The 19,705-nt window shown below is 43.6% G+C and carries 21 protein-coding genes; 9 read left to right on the plus strand and 12 right to left on the minus strand.

The window, feature by feature from the left end; genetic code table 11:
* Positions 1-150: 150 nt before the first annotated feature.
* From CTT30_RS20415 to CTT30_RS20435, 5 genes are all read left to right on the plus strand, one after another.
* A complete protein-coding gene (locus CTT30_RS20415) occupies positions 151-558 on the plus strand; it encodes a VOC family protein (RefSeq protein WP_252036822.1) in 408 nt (135 codons plus the stop codon).
* Positions 559-677: 119 nt separating this feature from the next.
* Positions 678-974 carry a Dabb family protein gene (locus CTT30_RS20420; RefSeq protein WP_252036823.1) on the plus strand — a complete coding sequence of 99 codons (297 nt, stop codon included), beginning with the start codon at positions 678-680 and terminating at the stop codon, positions 972-974.
* A 4-nt stretch (positions 975-978) separates the two neighbouring features.
* The gene (locus CTT30_RS20425) at positions 979-1,293 is read left to right on the plus strand and encodes a cupin domain-containing protein (protein WP_239835384.1); all 315 of its coding nucleotides are present in this window, start codon (positions 979-981) and stop codon (positions 1,291-1,293) included.
* Positions 1,294-1,295: 2 nt separating this feature from the next.
* Complete coding sequence (locus CTT30_RS20430) at positions 1,296-1,550, plus strand: Rho-binding antiterminator (protein ID WP_252036824.1); 255 nt, start codon at positions 1,296-1,298, stop codon at positions 1,548-1,550.
* Between the two features lie 72 nt (positions 1,551-1,622).
* Entirely contained in the window at positions 1,623-1,874 is a 252-nt protein-coding gene (locus tag CTT30_RS20435) for a DUF2999 family protein (protein WP_239835386.1), read from the plus strand.
* Positions 1,875-1,980: 106 nt separating this feature from the next.
* Here the strand turns inward: CTT30_RS20435 and CTT30_RS20440 are convergent, their stop codons facing one another.
* The gene (locus tag CTT30_RS20440; protein WP_239863816.1) at positions 1,981-3,795 is read right to left on the minus strand and encodes a M4 family metallopeptidase; all 1,815 of its coding nucleotides are present in this window, start codon (positions 3,793-3,795) and stop codon (positions 1,981-1,983) included.
* A 392-nt stretch (positions 3,796-4,187) separates the two neighbouring features.
* Positions 4,188-4,763 carry an aldolase/citrate lyase/malate synthase family protein gene (locus CTT30_RS20445; RefSeq protein WP_239863814.1) on the minus strand — a complete coding sequence of 192 codons (576 nt, stop codon included), beginning with the start codon at positions 4,761-4,763 and terminating at the stop codon, positions 4,188-4,190.
* Positions 4,764-4,924: 161 nt separating this feature from the next.
* On the opposite strand from CTT30_RS20445, the gene CTT30_RS20450 reads away from it, so the two are divergent.
* Entirely contained in the window at positions 4,925-6,454 is a 1,530-nt protein-coding gene (locus tag CTT30_RS20450) for a DUF3612 domain-containing protein (protein ID WP_095664237.1), read from the plus strand.
* A gap of 285 nt (positions 6,455-6,739) precedes the next feature.
* Here the strand turns inward: CTT30_RS20450 and gntR are convergent, their stop codons facing one another.
* The 8 genes from gntR to CTT30_RS20490 all read right to left on the minus strand — a co-directional run bounded on the left by gntR (position 6,740) and on the right by CTT30_RS20490 (position 15,042).
* A complete protein-coding gene (gntR, locus tag CTT30_RS20455; RefSeq protein WP_252036825.1) occupies positions 6,740-7,741 on the minus strand; it encodes a gluconate operon transcriptional repressor GntR in 1,002 nt (333 codons plus the stop codon).
* Between the two features lie 115 nt (positions 7,742-7,856).
* Positions 7,857-9,350 carry an NADP-dependent phosphogluconate dehydrogenase gene (gene gnd, locus CTT30_RS20460; RefSeq protein WP_252036826.1) on the minus strand — a complete coding sequence of 498 codons (1,494 nt, stop codon included), beginning with the start codon at positions 9,348-9,350 and terminating at the stop codon, positions 7,857-7,859.
* Positions 9,347-9,847, minus strand: a complete 501-nt coding sequence (locus CTT30_RS20465) for a gluconokinase (protein WP_252036827.1) — start codon at positions 9,845-9,847, stop codon at positions 9,347-9,349. Before CTT30_RS20465 ends, gnd begins: the two co-directional genes overlap by 4 nt.
* An 85-nt stretch (positions 9,848-9,932) precedes the next feature.
* Positions 9,933-11,249, minus strand: a complete 1,317-nt coding sequence (locus CTT30_RS20470; protein WP_252036828.1) for a TRAP transporter large permease — start codon at positions 11,247-11,249, stop codon at positions 9,933-9,935.
* The gene (locus tag CTT30_RS20475; RefSeq protein ID WP_252036829.1) at positions 11,242-11,799 is read right to left on the minus strand and encodes a TRAP transporter small permease subunit; all 558 of its coding nucleotides are present in this window, start codon (positions 11,797-11,799) and stop codon (positions 11,242-11,244) included. The genes CTT30_RS20470 and CTT30_RS20475 overlap by 8 nt, the downstream gene beginning before the upstream one ends.
* A gap of 65 nt (positions 11,800-11,864) precedes the next feature.
* Entirely contained in the window at positions 11,865-12,881 is a 1,017-nt protein-coding gene (locus CTT30_RS20480) for a TRAP transporter substrate-binding protein (RefSeq protein ID WP_006960566.1), read from the minus strand.
* 267 nt (positions 12,882-13,148) lie between these two features.
* Entirely contained in the window at positions 13,149-13,583 is a 435-nt protein-coding gene (locus tag CTT30_RS20485; RefSeq protein WP_006960565.1) for an Mpo1 family 2-hydroxy fatty acid dioxygenase, read from the minus strand.
* An 85-nt stretch (positions 13,584-13,668) separates the two neighbouring features.
* Complete coding sequence (locus tag CTT30_RS20490; RefSeq protein WP_370689720.1) at positions 13,669-15,042, minus strand: diguanylate cyclase; 1,374 nt, start codon at positions 15,040-15,042, stop codon at positions 13,669-13,671.
* A gap of 197 nt (positions 15,043-15,239) precedes the next feature.
* Here CTT30_RS20490 and CTT30_RS20495 point away from each other — a divergent pair, with 197 nt between their 5' ends.
* Positions 15,240-15,839, plus strand: a complete 600-nt coding sequence (locus CTT30_RS20495; protein ID WP_239863807.1) for an alpha-ketoglutarate-dependent dioxygenase AlkB family protein — start codon at positions 15,240-15,242, stop codon at positions 15,837-15,839.
* Positions 15,840-15,847: 8 nt separating this feature from the next.
* On the opposite strand, the gene CTT30_RS20500 is transcribed toward CTT30_RS20495, so the two are convergent.
* Positions 15,848-16,759, minus strand: coding sequence for a DMT family transporter (locus CTT30_RS20500; protein ID WP_252036830.1), 912 nt, complete (start codon positions 16,757-16,759; stop codon positions 15,848-15,850).
* A gap of 90 nt (positions 16,760-16,849) precedes the next feature.
* Here CTT30_RS20500 and CTT30_RS20505 point away from each other — a divergent pair, with 90 nt between their 5' ends.
* Positions 16,850-17,737, plus strand: a complete 888-nt coding sequence (locus CTT30_RS20505) for a LysR substrate-binding domain-containing protein (protein ID WP_252036831.1) — start codon at positions 16,850-16,852, stop codon at positions 17,735-17,737.
* A gap of 295 nt (positions 17,738-18,032) precedes the next feature.
* Positions 18,033-19,199 (plus strand): GGDEF domain-containing protein, encoded by a 1,167-nt coding sequence (locus CTT30_RS20510; RefSeq protein WP_252036832.1) that lies wholly within the window; start codon positions 18,033-18,035, stop codon positions 19,197-19,199.
* Here the strand turns inward: CTT30_RS20510 and CTT30_RS20515 are convergent.
* The gene (locus tag CTT30_RS20515) at positions 19,186-19,473 is read right to left on the minus strand and encodes a hypothetical protein (protein WP_252037619.1); all 288 of its coding nucleotides are present in this window, start codon (positions 19,471-19,473) and stop codon (positions 19,186-19,188) included. The genes CTT30_RS20510 and CTT30_RS20515 overlap by 14 nt on opposite strands.
* Between the last annotated feature and the right edge of the window lie 232 nt (positions 19,474-19,705).

Genomic DNA, 19,705 nt, shown 5'->3' on the forward strand with positions numbered 1-19,705 from the left:
TCAACTTGCATTTTGCCCATCACAGCGCTTAATGATGGGCAGTAAAGCCCTTTTTTATAAAGCAAGTCATTAACAGGGCTCTATTTTCTGACCAGCTTAATTTGTGTTAGCGTATGAATAATTATTCTGATTGCTATGGAGTAGCCAAATATGATTGAAGTAAAAGGATTAGATCACGTCGTCCTACGAACAAACAAGATTAAAGATATGCTCCACTTCTACCAAGACATCTTTCATTGCCCTATTGAACGGGAACTTCCAGAACTGGGCCTAACACAGCTCCGAGCTGGTGACGCCCTCATCGATCTTGTTCGTGTTGATAGTGAGCTGGGTAAACTAGGAGGCAAGGCCCCCAGCCAGAATGGCCGTAATGTCGATCACTTCTGCCTACAAATTGCCCCGTTCGAAGAAGATGAACTGCTGAGCTACCTCGATCAATGTGGCCTAAATTACGAACCGTTTGCCGAGCGTTATGGGGCACAAGGCTTCAGTCGTTCAATCTATGTCTATGACCCAGAAAGCAATGTGGTCGAACTCAAGGCAAAACTAACGCCATAGCAGTATAGAATAACGGCTATGCTCCAACCACCAAACTAACTTTCAGTTTTGCCATTTTGCTAATCGCAAAGTGGCAAACTCGTCAAAAAATATAGAGCACACTTACTTCAGGAATAATCATGATCAGACATATTCTTCTCATTCAGTTTAAACCCGAAACTACACCACAACAGGTGGAAGATCTGAAGACGTCTTTCCTATCTATGACAACCAAAGTCGAAGGTGTCGATAGCGTAGAGTGGGGGCTCAACGACAGCCCAGAAGGAAAAAACAAGCATTACACACACTGTGTAATGATGACATTTTCTGATGAAGATGGTCGCAACCATTACTTGCCACATCCTGAACATGAGGCTTTGAAAGACATCTTCAGACCTATCCTAGAAGACATTGTTGTATTTGATTACACTGTATAGCGCAATGAACCTTCTGCAATCCATCCCTGAAGATTTATCTCAAGAAGTGTTTGAAGATCTGTTGTCTGGAAGTAGCTTTCGTCTGGAACGCATCGTCTCAAAGGGGCAAAGTTCCGAGCAAGGTTTTTGGTATGATCAAGACGAACATGAATGGGTCATCGTACTAACAGGCTATGCTCGTCTTCAGTATCAAACGGGTGAAGAAATAGAGTTGAAAGCCGGTGACCATCTCAAGATCCCGGCCCATACTAAGCATAGAGTCAGCTACACCACGCCAGATGAAGAAACGATCTGGCTTGCCATCTTTTATAAGGACTGAGCATGATCTCTTGTAACCAATACGATTACATCGAAATAGCTTGTCTCTACCATATTCCTGTTCGGTTGGTAATGGAGTCAGGCCAGATTGTTGAAGGCAAAGCGAAAACCACTAGCTACGATGAACACCGCAGAGAGTGTATCGTTATAGTATCCTCTACAGGCGATCGTCACGTACCTACTGAAAGTTTGGTATCCATGACAGCTCTTATAGAGAACCCACATTTCACAAAGGTAATATTCACTCAAGTCAGTTAGCTGACTCTACAACGCCAACCGGCTTGATGTTAAACTGCCCTTCTATTCAATTAGTGGTTAAAAGGTATTTCGATGAACCCAATTTTAGAGACGCTGAAAGAGAACAACATCAGCGACGAGCAAATCAACGAACTGTTTCAGACATTGACCCAAAACCCTCTAGCAGCAATGGCCACCCTCAGCCAACTTGGTCTGCCACAAGAGAAGCTACAACTTCTTATGGGCCAAGTGATGCAAAACCCTGCTCTCATCAAGGAAGCCGTTGAAGAGCTTGGGTTAGACTTCTCTAAAGTCGAAGAAGCAAAAGCAAAACTTCAGAACTAGACTAAGACTAAATACTCGGCTTCATGTTCTCGGTTTATGGGAATAAAGCCTAAATAAAAACAAAGGGCCTGCAATCGCGGGCCCTTTCACTTAAAAAGTTGTGTTTTTAATCTAATCTTAATGTCACGCCTGAGTAGCTAGAGTAGCCTCTTAGCATCACATGGTAAGTCGTACCCGGTGTTGCTGATAAGCTACACTGTTCGCTGTTACCGTAACGGTATGGGCGACAGTCATAGTTGCCAGTTGTAGGTTGACTACCTGCTTTAACATAAAGGTCCGCATCACCAGTACCACCAGAGATAGAAACAACAACACTTGACGCAGAATCTACCGTAAACGTGTAAAACGTTTCAGAAGAACTAGAGCCTGATAGGTTAGTCACTGGAGTGCCTTTTACCAGAACGTTTGGAGAAGGTGTACCACAAGATGCGTTTACGCCTACTGTAGTAAATGCCTCTTCAACATCAGACACGTTGTAACCCATATCGGCTGCTGCTTTTGCTACACCACATGCACCTGCGTCGAATGTGCTGTTCGCCGTCCAGTAAAGCTGGTTAGCCAATGTAAAGATCTCAAAACCTTTACGTACGTCCCAACCCGCTTTGTTCGCCAACAAGTAGAATGCTCGGTTATACACACCACTTGAATAGTGAACATTTAGGCCATCGTAGTACTGAGAAGCGTGGTCGATAGAACGACCGTCTTTGGATGGCAGATCGAAGTAACGTAGACCGCCTTCAGACTTAAAAATGTCCGCACCTACAATCCAGTCAACCGAGCCTTTCATGTAGAATTCCGCTGCTTCACCTGCGATATCAGAGAAAGCTTCGTTCATACCACCTGACATGTTGGAATACACTAACCCTGAGTTTTGCTCTGTAAAACCGTGGCTCACTTCGTGTGCACTTACGTTAATATCAACCAGCGGGTAGAATGTGTTCTTGCCATCACCAAATGTCATGGATGAACCATTCCAGAAAGCATTTTCGTAGTCAGTTCCATAATGAACACGCATGGTTAACTGGAAAGTTAACGGCGATGTATTCATCCAGTCTTGGTACATATCAAAAACAACTTTACCAAAGTAATGCGCATCATTGAGAGGCGAATACGCACCATTCACATATTTGTGGTCGTTGTAGTTGGTATCATCACTACATGGGTAACTAAATGCTGAGCTGCCTGACTTACCGCCATTCAAGTCCACCGTTTTTACCGCTGGGGTATTCATCGTACAGGTTGTACCTGTTTTATCGACAATAAAACCCGGATAGTCCGTACCGTAGTTGTATTGACCTGTCTTTTCGTTACCACCAGGGCCTGTACCTGTCGCTTGAGCGTGGTTTATGCCTTCCCAATGTTTCAGCACTTCGCCAGTTGTAGCATCAACCAAGTAGAATGGGCGTCTTGGTACCTTTGCCGCAACAAAAAAGTCTACCATGTAAACGACTTTTGCAGTTTGAGAGTCATCAAGCCACACCATCAGCTTCGATTGGGAGTTTTCGAACGGAGCATCAGAAGCCCCGAGAGAGTGCTTCTTAAATGCGTTTTTCGCTGCTGCGAGCGCTTGTTTCTCATCCAGAGTGGGGGCAACAGTTGCCAAGTCACCACTGATTCCCTGTGCCATGACGCCGTAAACTTCACTCTGGCTGCTTTTTGTCTGAGTGGCGACCACTGAGGTGTTGAACACCGGAAGACCCATGTGGGTTTGTTGATAACGAACCTTTACTTTACCATTCGGCAAAACAACTCGTTTCACTTCAGCGAAGCCGGTTTCCAATGGGACGACGCTGTTTGATTGAGCGTTTAACACTTGCTGTAGTAATGCATCATTTTCAACTTTAACCATCTCTGCGGCTGTTGCTGGTAGGCTAGCTCCTAATCCAGCAGCAATCAGATAAAGCATTTGACGTTGTTTCATTTTACTTTCCTGTTATTGGTATAAAATCCTTCTCCCCAACGGCTCAATAGGAAGTATCTCTGCGATAAATCGCACCAATAACATGAGTGATAGCCACACATTCAAGCAAGTTACATACAGAAAAATAATTCATTAGGTGGCAACAAAAATCCACACCAATTACTCATTAAAATTTTAATTAAAGAAAATTCGATCAGAAAGCGTTCATAAAAACAAACAGATAGCAACTAATGATAATTTTATGCAATCAAAAGAGGACATATTTTTATCATTAGTGACACGTGATGCTCAGTCACTTTTTTCCTTTTCATTTCATAAATTTACAGAACATCAGATATAATAAAGGCCCTACACGCTGTAGAGCCTTAATGACATAACAAATTGTAGTTAGATTAGCGACTTAGTGTGTAGCAGCACTCCAAATCATAGTCGTCACCATTCTTTGCCGTATACTCTTTTGCTTCAGTACATGCACGTGGTTTGCCTTTCTCATCCCCTTTCACCAAGCTGATCCAATGGCGCATCGCGGAAATTTCACTGCTTTCCTGAGGAAACATAGTGCAGGTCTCTAGTTGGATGTCATCAATTTCAACCAACTCGACACAGCCTGTGCCTTTTTGATTGCCGAATGTCAGTTCAACATGGCTTCCTGTACCATCTCTAAACAAGATAGATTCAGGGTCTTCTTTCTCACCAGTGTAAGCAACAAAGTGTTTAGAGTGCTTCAAACCACTGTGACTACCATCTTTGAAATAAGCCATTACATGGCGATAGTCGATAACATATGCAGTAACATCTTTATGTGATCCACTCTCAAGTGGAAATAAACGATCTAGCAGTTGTTTTGCTTTTACTTGCTTCTCGGTGGTTTGATTTGAATTCATCTTTTCTACCGCGAAGACTGCTTCAGCGATAAATGGCTTGTCTTGTTTTTGGATTTCTGTTTTATCGAAAGTAAGCATATTCATAGTGTTTCCCTCGCGGATATTTCACAACTTTTCTGTCCTAGAGCAAATATTTCAAACTTGCGTTTAACTGTTTGCAGATTTGTGACTTTGCTTACTTTCTATACTAGTGAAATTTTGACTACAATTTCACAACAAAAATTTTACAATGTGAATTTTACAAAATGATGCTGTCAAAAAGTCTAATTCGTCAGTCCCACTTTTTAGGGACCAAGATTCGAAACCTACGTAAACGCAACCATTTGACCATGGAAGATCTCTCGGCTCGCTGTATACGGGTTAATCCAGAATACGCCCCTTCTGTCTCCTATCTATCAATGATTGAGCGTGGGAAGCGTGTCCCTAGTATTGATATGTTGGAGGTCATCGCTGAAGTCTTCCAAAAAGATCCGACTTGGTTTCTGGATGATGAACCTGAGCAGGCCGACATCACACCTGATAAAGGTAATAGAGGTGGCATTAGTGGAATGGCACTTGAGCCAAGCTTCCTCTTCTCGAATGAGATTTTACAAATTGCTATTCCAGAAATGCTCTCTCAAACCGGTATTACTGGCCGCCAGTTTGCTCACTTATTGATCCGTGCCCATCAAGAAAGCAACCAAAACCACTTTCCTGATCTAGAACGTGCTGCGGAAGAAGTCGGATTGAAACGCCTTAATTTGTCTGCAGAAGATCTAATGGATATTGCTCGTAGTATGGGGCTAACGATACGCTGGGTGTCACGTCCACCGCAAGATATCGTCGATGAGCTTGGAGTCAGCGCAAAGCAGATCGTCACGTCTTTCTTTGAGCCACCCGGTTTTATCTATTTAAATGAGATTCTGAAACAATACCCGACTCGCTTGAAGTACGATTTGGCGGTCTACATCGGCCATTGTGTTCTGCATAGTAAAGAAGGACTAAAAAGTGTCTTGTCTGTTGGCCATGCCAATAGCTGGGAAGAACACAACCAAGCCGCACCAACCTCAGATCTCAACTCTCAGGATATTTTACAAGCATGGAGAGATTTTGAATCGAGCTTTTTTGCTGGTGCTCTGTTATGTCCTAAGGTGCCTTTCCGCCAGTTGCTCGACCGTAGCGGCTACGAGATTGATGTACACCTCAAAGCAGGGGTCTCCCCTTCTGTAGCAATGCGCCGAATGACGGTGGTGTCACCTTATCCACATTGGCATTACTTTGATGCCTATGGGCAGAACAAGCTGAAAGCGGTTTATCGCGGTAATGGCATCCCACTTCCTTGGGGAAACATGCGTAAGGTTAACGACCCTTGTCAGCACTGGGCGGTATTCAGAAGGCTTTCTGAGCCTCAAAACGGCAGCTCAGCGCAAATCTCTATTCTCAATGTTGGTGACGAGCCAAGAATCTACTGCTGTGAGTCAGTCAACATGACAGACCCTGCGGGCAACAATCGAGTTCTCTGCGCGGGTATCGATTTGAACCCAGCGATAGATGCTCAAGGTGGTGATTCACGTAGTATCGCCGAAGAACTGAAGTCTTTGTGTGTTGATAACGGGGGCAGTGCTTCGATTCCTCGCCATATCCAGAGAGAATTCACCACGATTGCCAAGATTCTTAATATTAACTGGATTGAGCGGGGTATTCAGACCGACGCTAGGGTGATCTGCTCCAGAGGCGCAGTGTGCCCTCGAAAACCAAGCTGCTATAACGGATGTCAGGAAAATGTACTGATGTGAGTCGTAAGGGCCTAAAAGAAAAAAAGCCAATCACAATAATCGTGATTGGCTATATATGAATGTGAACAAAAAATAAGGTTCACTAACAACGTCAGTTGGCTAGGTGACCCTCGGCTTAATAAGGGTCACTTTTATTAAAGCATGAAGCGTGCCAACTTTAATTATCAATAAAAACCATTGTTTTTGTTCACTTCTGCATCAGATGCATGAAAACCATACGCATAATCCATTTCTAAATTGCACTTGGTTGCAAAATGCAAATATCAAACAAATGCATTTTGCAAATCACAGACTTTCTCCTAATTCGATTTGATATCCCAAATCAATACTCGCTTTCCAGCTTTCAACACCTTTAAGGCGTTGAATTAATTGCTGTGCAGCAACTTGGCCGATCTCTTCACGTGGCGTAATCACTGTCGCTAGTTTTGGCGTCATTGCCTGACTGATATCATGACCATGAAATCCAGCAATCGCCATTTGTTCTGGGATCTTTATTCCACGTCTCTGGCATTCAAACAAAGCACCAATAGCTAAATCGTCATTAGTACAGAAGATACCGTCTACCTCAGGGTGCTTTTGTAAAAGCTCACCTAATAGTTTAGCGCCCAAGGTAAAAGACGAAGCTTCCTCCGTCTGGAGAGTAACTGGTACTTTTCCCTGCTCTTGAAGTGCCAACTGATAACCGTCCATCTTTAATCGAGTCCGTTCATCCATCCGCGCAGCAAAGTACGCAATGTTCTCTCTTCCCTGTGCCAACATGGCTTTTGTCATGTCTCGAGCCGCAAGCCTGTTGTCAAACCCAACAGCCTGCTCAATGCGAGGCGAGAATGAATCCATGATTTCTACCACAGGGATTGATGCGGTCTCCAGCATCTTGTGGGCCTTGTCGGTATGAACATTCTCTGAGAGGATAATGGCATCAACGTTATATGACAGCAGAGAAGCAATGCTCTTTTCTTCAAGCTCTTCACTGTAGCCGTAGTGTGCGATCATCGTTTGGTAACCTGCTGGTGTGGTCACCGATTCAATACCACGTATCACTTCAGCAAAAACCTGGTTAGTTAAGGAAGGAACCAGCACACCGATAGCATTCGACTTCGCATTGGACAGAATATCCGGTGCGCGGTTGGGAATATATCCCAACTCTTCCACCGCCTGATTAACCTTTTCTTGTATTGCTTGAGAGACAAGAGAAGGGTCGCGTAAACAACGACTGACAGTCATTTTTGTCACCCCAACTTTATCTGCAATATCTTGCAACGTAGGGCGTTTTTTCTTATTGGCCATTGATGATGTTTCTTTCTGCTTTTAATGTTACTGGTAACATTTTACTCATAAAACAAAACAAATTTATTGGTTCAGATAACAAAAAAGCGCTCGCTTTGCAGCGAACGCTCTGTTTTTACACCGTGAGTTGCGTTTTGTTTGGCTCACTCCAAGTTAAATGAAACTTTTCATCTTCTGGTTTATCCACTCTGGAATAGGTATGTGCTCCAAAGTAGTCTCGCTGAGCCTGAAGCAAATTCGCTGGTAAAACACCGCAACGGAGCGAGTCGAAATAGCTCAATGCAGAAGAGATAGCTGGCACTGGTACGCCATGAATAGCCGCATTAGACACACTGCTTCGCCAGCCACATGATCTCAGCGCGATTTGCTCTATAAAAACATCGGCGAATAGAAGGTGTTCCAACTCAGGTTCATTTTGGTAGGACTTGGTGATGTCCTGTAAAAAGATGGCCCGGATGATACACCCTGCTCGCCAAATTTTAGCAATATCACCAAAATCTAGATTCCAGCCTTCTTCAACAGAGGTTGTCTTCAGCAGGTCAAAACCCTGAGCGTATACCACGAGTTTGGCGCAGTATAATGCGTCGTGTAGTTCATCGAGCATAGCTTGCTTGTCGAAGCCACCCGCAGGTTTGGTGTGCGTTTTTAGTACTGCTGCCGCATTCACTCTTAGTTGTTTTTGTGCACTTTGTGCTCGGGCAAATACCGCTTGAGCAATGGTCGGTGCAGGTGCGCCCATTTGCAGGCTGTTCACCGCCGTCCACAGCCCAGTCCCCTTCTGACCCGCTTTATCAAGCACCACATCAACAAACGGTTTTCCTGTTACTGGATCTTCTGTCTGCAATATCTCTGCGCTGATTTCCATCAAGTAACTATTGAGGACACCCTTGTTCCAACTTGAAAATACTGCACTGATTTCTCTAGCCGACATCTCAAGAACATCGGACATGAAATGAAATGCTTCACAGATAAGCTGCATATCAGCGTATTCAATACCATTGTGAACCATTTTAACGTAGTGCCCAGCTCCCGCAGGCCCTAGGTATGCTGCACATGATTCACCTTGTTCAAATTGTCCGACTGGCAGACCTTTTTCATCCACTTTGGCGGCAATCGCTTCCCACATCGGACGCACATATTCCCAAGCTGCTGGGTCACCACTAGCCATAAGAGCCGGCCCTGTTCGAGCCCCGACTTCACCGCCAGAAACCGCAGTACTAAAGAAACGCAATTTGCCCTGGTAGTGAGTCTCTCGGCGCTCAGAGTCCGTCCAAAGGCTGTTGCCGGTATCAATCACAATATCTTCGCTATCGATACCAGCAATGAGTAAATCATCAATCACCTTATCAACAATCTCTCCGGCTGGAACAGACAAGGCAATCACACGTGGTCTTTCCAAAGTCTTCAGTAACTCAGAGAGATTAGACGCCGCAACAAATTGACCTTTGCTGGCAATGCATGAAACGAGATCCGCTTCGGATACAGCCCGTTGACGGTTAGCTTCATCAATATCAAACCCTGTGACATTAAAGCCATGGTCAAGTAGATTCAACGCGAGGCTTTTACCCATCACACCAAGGCCAATCATCGCAATGTTTGACTGGCTCATAACGCTCGCTCCTTCAGCGCTATAAGTGCTGATTCGACTACGGTATCGACATCCGACGTAATATCGATAAACAACGCTTCATCGTCGCTTGGTTCAACTAAGGCTTCAAACTGACTTTTGAGCATCGTTTCGCCATTAAAATAATGGTTAGCACGTTGCTTGTGTCGAGACCATATAGTATCGAAGTCACCTTTCAAATAGACGATAGCCAGTTGCTGATTGTTACGACGAAGAATATCTCTGTATGTTGGTTTGAGTGCAGAGCAGGCAATCACCGCCGCATCATTCTCAACGTAAATTCGGTTTAGCGTTTCGAGCCAGCCTAGGCGGTCGCAATCATCCAGTGGAATTCCTTGCGCCATTTTCTCCACATTGGCTTTTGGGTGGTAATCATCCCCATCATAGAAAGGCAGAGATAACTTATCGGCAATCTCTTTACCAATCAGGCTTTTACCACAACCCGAAACGCCCATTACTAATATTTTTTTCACTTTCATTGGGTAATACTATCCTTAGCCTTCCAACTATCAGAAGGCTGTGAATACCAATTTCAATACTTTACTAATTCAAAATGCTTTGCGGTTATTTCCACCACATAGCGAGATCTGGGAACATAATCACTAGGCTTAATACCAAGATCTGCAGGCCAATAAATGGTAATAATGAGCTGAAGATTTCCCCTAAACTGATGTCTTTTGGTGCGACGGACTTAAGATAGAATGCTGCCGGCCCAAACGGTGGTGATAAGAATGAAACCTGCATATTGAGGCAGAACACCACACCAAACCAAACTGGGTCATAACCCAAACTGGTAATAATCGGCACAAAAATCGGCATAGTCAGCAGTGCAACGCCAACCCAGTCAAGGAACATACCGAGAACCAGCAGAACTACCATCATGATCAACAATGTTGCGAGAGGGCTACCGCCACTCAGGCCAAGAATGACTTCTTCAACAAAATCGATACCGCCCATTAGGTTGTAGATTCCAACTAATGCGCTCGCACCAATACCAATCCACATTATCATGCCGCAAGTGCGCATGGTCGCGATCGCACTCTCTTTGAGCATGTTGATATTCATTTCACCACGAATGATTGCTGAAATCATAATACCCACTACGCCCAGAGCAGAAGCTTCGGTTACAGAGGCGACACCGGTGTAAATGCTCCCAAGGACAACCGCGACAGACAACAGCGGAAAAAACAGAGCCTTGAAGTAGCTAACTTGCCTTTCATCTTCTTCATCACCATCACTTGGAATAGGGGCTAATGAAGGATTGAGCTTACAGCGAACTAATACGTAAGCGATGTAACAACCAGCAAGAATGAATGCTGGTAAGAACGAAGCCTTGAACAAATCACCGATTGATACACTCGCCGTCATACCATAGATAATCAGAACAATACTTGGTGGCAGCATAGTGCCCAGTGCGCCGCCTGCACAGGTGGTACCAATCGCTAATTTTCGATCATAACCAAGACGTAGCATCTGCGGTAAAGCAAGAATACCAAGCAGGACCGTTTCTCCACCAATCACGCCTGACATTGAGGCTAGAAGAACCGCCACCAGCAAAGTTTGCACAGCCACACCACCGCGTACTTTACGGCCGACAGATTTCATCGCGTCAAACAAGTCTCTGGCAATGCCTGATCGATCAAGCAGCGCAGCCATGAGAACAAACATAGGCACAGCAAGGAACACATAACCTGAAGCAAAACTGTAAGTGCGACTCGCGATCAAAGGCAGTGCATCTGGTCCAAACCAGCAAAGAGTGAAGAAAATGGCGACAAAGCCTGTGACAAAGGCCAACTGCATACCTGTGAGCAGCAAGGCAATCATCATCACCAGCATGAGTACACTACCCCATGCGATGCCAATAGAAGATAAATCAAACATCGTTATTCTTCCTTAGCCCCATAACTTCCTGAATGAGGTGTAAGACAAACTGGATAACAAGAATACAAAGGACGACAAAAATCAGGCCCTTGAGTAAAGCTGGGTAAGGTGCATTCAGTACAGAACCCGATGTTTCAAGGCGAAGCTCACCCCACGGGGCATACCAAGATTCTTTCGCCATCGCAAAAGACGCGTAAGCCAGCATGCCAGCAAATGCCAGCCCCACGAGATGGTGAACAATATTGAGGTATTTACGTGTCTGTTCGGACACAGAATCGTAAATTAATACCACTCGCACATGCTTATTAGCAGCAAAGGCATAGATACCTCCAACAATAAACAGTGAACCACCAATGAAGGACGCCGTTTCGTGAACCCAAGTTGTTGGCGCGTTAAAGGCATAACGCATCAGAACTTCATAAAACGAAATAAATACAGTGAAGATGAATAACCAGCTGAGCAAATTACTGATTTTTATAATGGCTCTGTCGAGAAAGTTTCTCGGTTGCTCATCCTGCTGTTGAGGTGGATGTGTGACGTTGTCATTCATACCAATCAATTCCAAAAAGAAGGAGGGCTACGCCCTCCTGAGAGAAGCTAGAACACATGTTCAGCTTAAAGAAGGCCGTTTTCTTCTAGGAAACCAGTCACTGAGTCATACACTTTTTTCGCATTTGGTGAACGCTCAGCAAACACTTTCCATTGGGACTTAGCAATTTCACGGAATTTCTTACGCTCTTCGTCAGACCAATTATGGATAGTGATGGATGGGTTCGCTTGTGCTTCTTTCACTGCAGCCTGATCCGCCATTTTCAACTGAGTTGTCATGTCGTAAGAAAAATCACGGACTGAAGTTTGTAGAATAGTTTGCAAATCTTCAGGCATCTTGTCCCATTTCTTCTGAGATACAGAAATATCGATCAGTGGTAATGAGTGGAAACCCGGTTGAACAGGGTGCGTAGCAATGTCATTCATGCCCGCTTTTTGGTTGGTTGAAAATACCGTATAGTCCGCTGCATCAATAACACCTTTACTCAAACCAGTGAAGACTTCAGAGCCAGGTAGGTTTACAGGCGTTGCACCGGCAGCGGCGAACACTTGCTGAACCAAACCTTCTGGCGCACGTAATTTCAAACCTTTCAAGTCATCAACACCGTTAAGCGGCTTTTTAGAGATAAAAGATTCAACACCCGTTGTTGAAGCACCAACAAACTTCACACCATACGGTGCATAAAGCTCAGTCATCAGTTCATTACCGCCACCGTAGTTCATGTACTGCAGAAGCTGGGTCGTATCTGACCATGCACCGACCATGTTACCAATTAGGCCAAAAGCAGGATCCTTACCCGAGAAGTAACCCGTTGCTGTCACTTGCCCATCTAGAATACCCATTTTGATCGCGCCTAAAGTTTCAGTGTGTTTCACCACTGCCCCTACTGGTAGAAGGTCGATGTCAATTCGGCCATTCGACATTTTCTCTACGCGCTCTGCCCATTTTTGTTGAACTTTAAAGTTCAAATCACCAGATGGGTCAGAAGACTGAATCTTCAGTTTAAAGTCAGCGGCCAAGGCCGAAGTCGCAAAAAGTCCTGTCAAAGTGGCAGCAAGCAAAGGTTTTGTCATCGCTTTCATAGTAGGGGTGTCCTTAGATTGTTTCATTTATTCCAATACAGCTTTTAAGCTGTCGGTATGAAACCGGCTTATTATTTTATGTTACCGGTAACTCTGACGCCAATGTTACCGGTAACAAGAAAACGTTTTCCATGACAAAAGTCACAAGTTTCAATTTTGTTAATAGCAAGATGACTTAAGAGCAGAAGAAGTGTGATCTAAAACACATACGACGCTCCAACAGTTGAGGGACTGTTAGAGACAAACGTTTTGTTAAAAAAGGGTGTGCTATTTCTGGCGAAATACCCAGACAGGACCGATAAGAAGAAAAAGAAGATCTTCAAAGAATGAAGGCTTCTTACCCTCAATTTTATGTCCAATGAACTGCAACATCCACAATACGGCAAATAAGATCAGCGAAACGAGGAGCACGGGCGCCTGAAGAATTTCCAGAGACCAGATCAAAGAAATACACGCCAATGTAAAACCAAGCATCATAAGAAATACGCTCAGCGACAGCTTAAAGTAGAAAATCATGACAGGTAGCATCGCAACCCAAACCCAGTTTAGGGTAAAACCAAAAAACGAAATCGATGGAATTGACCAGATTAAGCCAACAATGGATAAGAAAATCCCCGGCACTGCTACTTTGTGGATTTTCTGGTTCACTGGATTTTGATGGCTCTCACCATAATCGCTTAGCCACTGGGTCAGATCTCGCATTCTTATCTCTCTAAATCATGCTCTTATAGTATTGTCTATAGCACGAATTCAGAGATTCTGCTGACCTATACTGAGAGATTCGTGATTACATTCCGCTACGCTGAGCTTGACGGCGTTTTTCCTCATACATTCTGGCATCAGCGACTTTCAACATATCATCTACATTTTTAAACTCAGGAACATACATCGCATAACCGACACTGACGTGGATATTAATAAGGTGTTGCTCATAGATAACAGGTGTATGGCAAATGGCTCTCTGTAGCTCAATATTGAGAACGTCTACATCACTAGCGACAGACATCCGAGGCAACATGATCAAAAATTCATCCCCTCCGATTCTGGCTACCACATCTGAAGATCTAAGCACGCTCTTAATCCTTTCTGCTACGGCAATCAACACCTTATCCCCTGCCACATGGCCATAGGTATCGTTAATCAGCTTAAATTTATCAAGGTCTACATTGAGGATGGCAAACGTCTCGCCTTTCTCAGAGTGAGACACAGCCTCAAAATGACTTTCAAGGGTGTACATGAAATACCTTCGATTAGGTAGAGATGTTAACTCATCATGCAAGGAACGCTGATCTGCAGCTTGGTAAAGGCGATAAATTGCGACAAAAGCAATCAAAAGAACTAGGACCATTGGGTAACCTAGCAGACGAACAACATGTACTCGGTACCATTCACTCTGTTGCAGCAAATCGTCCTTCGTCGAGGCTCCAATCGTCCAGCTACCATAGGGGAAGTGAACAGTTTCAGTCGCAAAAGCATTATTAAAAGTACTCTGCGAACCATAGAAAACTTCCCCATCCTGCCCAGAGCTATCCACTCCGCGCATCGCTATATTGTATTTGAAGGATAACTCTTCCACGCCGGCATCAATAAACAAAGTCTCGAGGGAAATAACAACGCTGCATACCCCCCAATAGTCACGGTTATAAAGCGGATCGGTAAAAATAGGAATACGCGCTATCAAAGCCCTCCCTCCCTGTACCAGATTGACGGGGCCAGCAATGAAGATTTCTTGAATTTCACGGGCTTTGTTTATTGTCCGCCATTGGCTTGGCACGGTCCGATAATCAAGTCCTAATGCTTTTTCGTTTCCTTCCAACGGGTAAATGTATTTAATAACATCATCTGGTGCTAAACCAATAATCGTGATGTGACTGGCCTTACGCATAATACTGGAAGCGAGTAAATCCCACCCTGAATACTCGAAGCTAGGGTGACCTGCAACCAATGCCGTAAGATCATTCACAGCAAAAATATCGTACACAATAGCTGACTCTAATTCTGAGCGAACAATAGACAGCTCCTCTTTTGCTTTATCGAGCAGGCTACCTCTTAGGAAGTTTTTTTGGCTACGGTCAGCCCACTCTATCAGTCCTGTTGCAAAACAAAGCAGTGTCAGTGCCATCAAAAAAACGAACCCACGACTGCTAAATCGATACTTCATTCCACCCCCAGATCAAGCTCTCTAACACATTGTTTGAACCATATTTCAATACTAATGAAAGTACTGCTTCTAGTCCTAACCTGTTAGAGGTATATAATTATTATTATGGCTATTGTTTTAGCACTTACATAAAAACTACATGAACTTGGGTAAGTTTTCATCGATTAAAGATAAAATTATTGATAAGAGAGTAGATTTTGGATTTGTTTAATGCTCTACCTTATGAACAAAGGTGGATAGAACTGCCCAATGGCCGTTTGTTGTGGATTAACGACTTTATGCCACCCAATGAAGCCAATAGTTTGATGTCCTGCCTTAAGCAGGTCACACCTTGGTCACAAGAAGAAATACAGCTGTTTGGACGTATGGTCAAACAACCCCGTTTGCAAGCTTGGTACGGCGATAAAGCTTACACTTACTCCGGCTTAACCATGCCAGCGATACCCATGACAGAAACACTAGACTCGATCAAATTACGATGTGAAGACGTTGCGAGTCAACCTTTTAACTCGGTATTACTCAATTTATACCGAGACGGCCAGGACTCGATGGGAGCACACCAGGATAATGAACCAGAGCTTGGAAGCAATCCGACCATCGCATCACTTAGTCTAGGAGCCACGCGTCGCTTCGTACTGAAACACATTCACACAGGACAAACTTACCGTTTAGAGTTGTCTCACGGCAGCCTATTAATCATGGCAGGTGAAATGCAACACTTCTGGAAACACAGCTTACCGAAAACCAATCAACAGATTGGAGAAAGAATAAACCTGACTTTCAGGATGATCTACTAGTCCTTGCTTTATGCGGCTTTTAAACTTTTATTTTTTAACCACTTAGGTAACACAACACAGGCAATGTTGGCTGCAATAATCAGAGTTAGCCCCAATACTTGGTACGAGTTATAACGCTCGTTATAAAACAGCACCTGCCAGGCCGCGGTAAACAACAGATTGGTAAAAATAAGTGGCGCAAGTTGTGAGCCTGACTCAGCCAGTTTGTACGCTTTTGATCGAAACACCTGCGTATTAATGATCAGCACTGATAAAGTACCAAGCGCCATCACAATAAGCCAAGGACTTACGTCCGATGCTTGATACATAGCATGATGATTCACTAAGCTGAATGCGACTAACGGTGTGATAACAACAGCGGCGAATAGGAAAGTCCACAAATTGATTTCAAATGCATTCAACCGACTTTGACTAATACGATAAAGGCTGAGTTGGGATCCAGCATTAAACACGCCCGCTGCAAGTCCCACTAAAAGCTCAGCTCTGAAGTTGAACCCGCTGACATCTCCCGCCAGTAGAACCACACCAACAAAGGTAGTCAGGAGCCCTAACAGGTTCACTGCTCCAATACTGATAGAAAATATAAGCTTTTCTAACAATGGGATAAACAACGGGCCCGTCCCAAATAGAACCACACTTTCCACCAAGGTCAGATGCTGGAGTGAGTAAACAAAACAAACTTGGCATGCCCCGATACACAAGGCTCTCAACCAAATTGGTCTCTGTTCATTGCGGTCTGGCCAACGCACATCTTTGCCACAAAACGCTAGAATTAATACCATTGCAGGCAGGATAAATCTAAGAAAACTGAGTAGATTAGCGTCAAAGTGCTCACTCAAAAACTTGGAAAATAATCCGGTTAATGACAAACTGAATGTAGAAGACAACATGAATAAAACTGGGTACAACTGACTAGGCATAACTCCTCCGTATTTAGCACTTAGTTTAGAAGCCGTCAGTACAAATTAAAAACGAGTAATATTGACACAATAAGTAAGAAAAACTTACAAATGAGAAAACTAGCGCCTCTTAAATCAATTTATTCATTTATCGCAATTGCCGAGACTGGCAGCATGACGGAAGCAGCAAAAGCGCTGAATGTGAGCCACTCAGCAGTAAGCCAAGCGATTAAATCTTTAGAGACTCAGATTGGACAAGCGCTGTTTATTCGTACTGGACGAACAGTTACACTCAACGCTGCCGGTCGCCGTTACTACAAACAAGTCGCGCCAGCAATAGAGCAAATTATAACCGCCACTCAACACCTAATTGATGAGCAGCAAAGTCAGCGGATAACACTTAACATGGTCAATTCATTAGCAATGCATTGGTGGATTCCGCGAGTGAACCGTTTTAATCAATACGCGCCTCAACTGGATATTCGTATCTCTAACTTAATTGGCCACTTTGTAATGGAAAATGAAGGTGTTGACGTTGCAATTATTCACGGCAAAACGGATGACTGGCAAGATTACTATTGCGAGTTACTGGCTCATGATGAGTTAGTGATGGTCGCCAGCCCTGAACTGGTCCGTACGGGCACAACGCCAGAGTCACTTCTCGCACACTACCCCGCAATTATCGCCGCAAATGATAGAAGAAAGTATGACTGGCAAGTATGGTGTGAGAGCCACCAACTACCAATACCAAGCTCCGTCAATAACTTAAGCTTTTCGGCTTCCATTCAGGCGGTTCAGGCAACAATCCGTCAGTTAGGGGTATTTGTGACCCACCGACAATTCATTCGTGACGATGTTCATCATGGTTCTCTAGTCGAAGTCGGAAACCCCGTACTCAACCCTCATCAAGACTTTTACTTCGCTTGTCAGCGAGAAAAGCTTAAAAATGAACACGTCCTTACATTGCGTAACTGGCTGAGAAATGAATTCAGTGCTTAGTATTTTCTATAGACTATTTTATTATAAGGAACAGACCTAGCATTTTATTTTTTCAATTTAATCATAGATTTAAAAACGACAAAATATTAACGCCTTGTGTATTTAAGCATCAAATACAATTAGTTACATAAGCGCCAAAATTTAGTGATTAATACTAGCCAGTCATATAATAAGAAATAGTATTCATATGATTATTTCTTCTCACTAAACTGCCTTGAATAATACCTTCATTCAAACTTCATTTTTTCTTCTAGACTTTAATTGCCGGATTGTGAATTTACAGGCAGGGAATTAAATGGCAGGATTTGTAGGACAACATTTAGAAGAAATGGCCGATATGCACTCAGCTCGTAAGTGTAAAGTCGTTCTTCTTTGTTCGATCGTCACTCTGGCTATTCTTGCCTATTATGGTTTCATGCACATCACGAATCAGAATTACCTGTTTGGTACACTCAATATTTTGTGTGTGGGTATCTTAATTGCCAATCTTTGGTATTTGAATTTCAACCAATCAGACAACCTTTCAGACTTAATACTCTCAGGTGTTTTACTCTTTCAGGCAACCCTATTATTGGTATATGGTGACAACGCATCTGATCGGCTGTTTTGGTTATATCCAATACTTGCTGCCGTGATTTTTGTATGTGACTTTCGTACTGGTCTAATACTAAGCTCTGCTTTTTATTTACTTACCTTTTCGACTTGCTTGTTTACCAATATCATTACGATTCCCCTACCGATTTCCATCGACCGCTTTCTCATCAGCCTATTTGCTCTCTATCTATTATGTAATACATCATCATACTTTTACGCAAAAGTCGTTAACTATATTCAGTCTCTCTATAAGGAAGGTATAGAGGATCTCGCTTATCGTGATCAGTTAACTGGCCTTGCTAACCGTTGGAGTTTTGAAAGTTGGGCGCTGGAGAAACTAGAAGAAGTGCGAGATAGTAACACTATTACTGCAATGGTCTTTCTCGACATAGACAATTTCAAAGCTATTAATGATACATACGGGCATGAAGTTGGTGACCGTGTTTTACAACACTTTTCCAAAAGGTTAAGAAATAATATTCGCTCCAAAGATAGGAAAACAAAGAAGCACGATTATTCAATCGCACGTTACGCTGGAGACGAGTTTGTTTTGCTCCTTTATGACGTACGCAGCATCAAAGATCTTAATGGTATTTTGAATCGTATTTGTCATCTATTTGAAGACAGTTACCAAAGCACGGAAAGAATCAACAAGCTCACTGTCAGCGCTGGGGTCGCTATTTTTCCTGAAGATGGGGATTCGTTACCCGAACTAACTCGCTGTGCAGACAAGGCGATGTACGCGGCAAAACACGGGGGCAAGAATCAGTATCGCTACTATCAACTTGACCATGCGGACATGGTTAAAAGCGTGGAAAACCCTGACCCAAATAAAGTAACGCCAATAAAAAAGTTTAACGGCTCATAAACATGAGCCACAGGCAGAACGCCATTACAACGAGCATCCACGCTGCATAACGGGTAGAGTTAGGTTTGTCTTTCCTGGGTACCACAACAGGTTTCATTGCCGTTTCTTTAGCCGCTCTCGCTGCGGTTCTAAGTGAACTGCGCTGAGAAACTTCATCTCGACGTTGCTGTGCTTTATTCGCTACTTTACCAAATCGGTGCAACTGATCTGCAGTAAGCTCCTGACTGGGATCGTAACGAGCATGTGGGTCTTTGTGTTTAGGTACTACAGCCATCATCGACCTCCTCTCGAACCGGTTCCGTCAGATTAAGTATAGCCAATGTCCTAAATGATAAATTTGTTTATTACTACGGGACATTTCGGGATTCCCGAACAATAGACCGACAAAAACCTCACGTTCCCTTGTATTCATGCCTAAATTAAAAATAATTTAAGCAAACTCTTTGCCAATTTATTACCTATCGAAGCAAGATCAAAAGAAAATCACCACGTGTATTATCACACGT

This window comes from Vibrio coralliilyticus (assembly GCF_024449095.1).
Lineage (GTDB): Bacteria > Pseudomonadota > Gammaproteobacteria > Enterobacterales > Vibrionaceae > Vibrio > Vibrio coralliilyticus_A.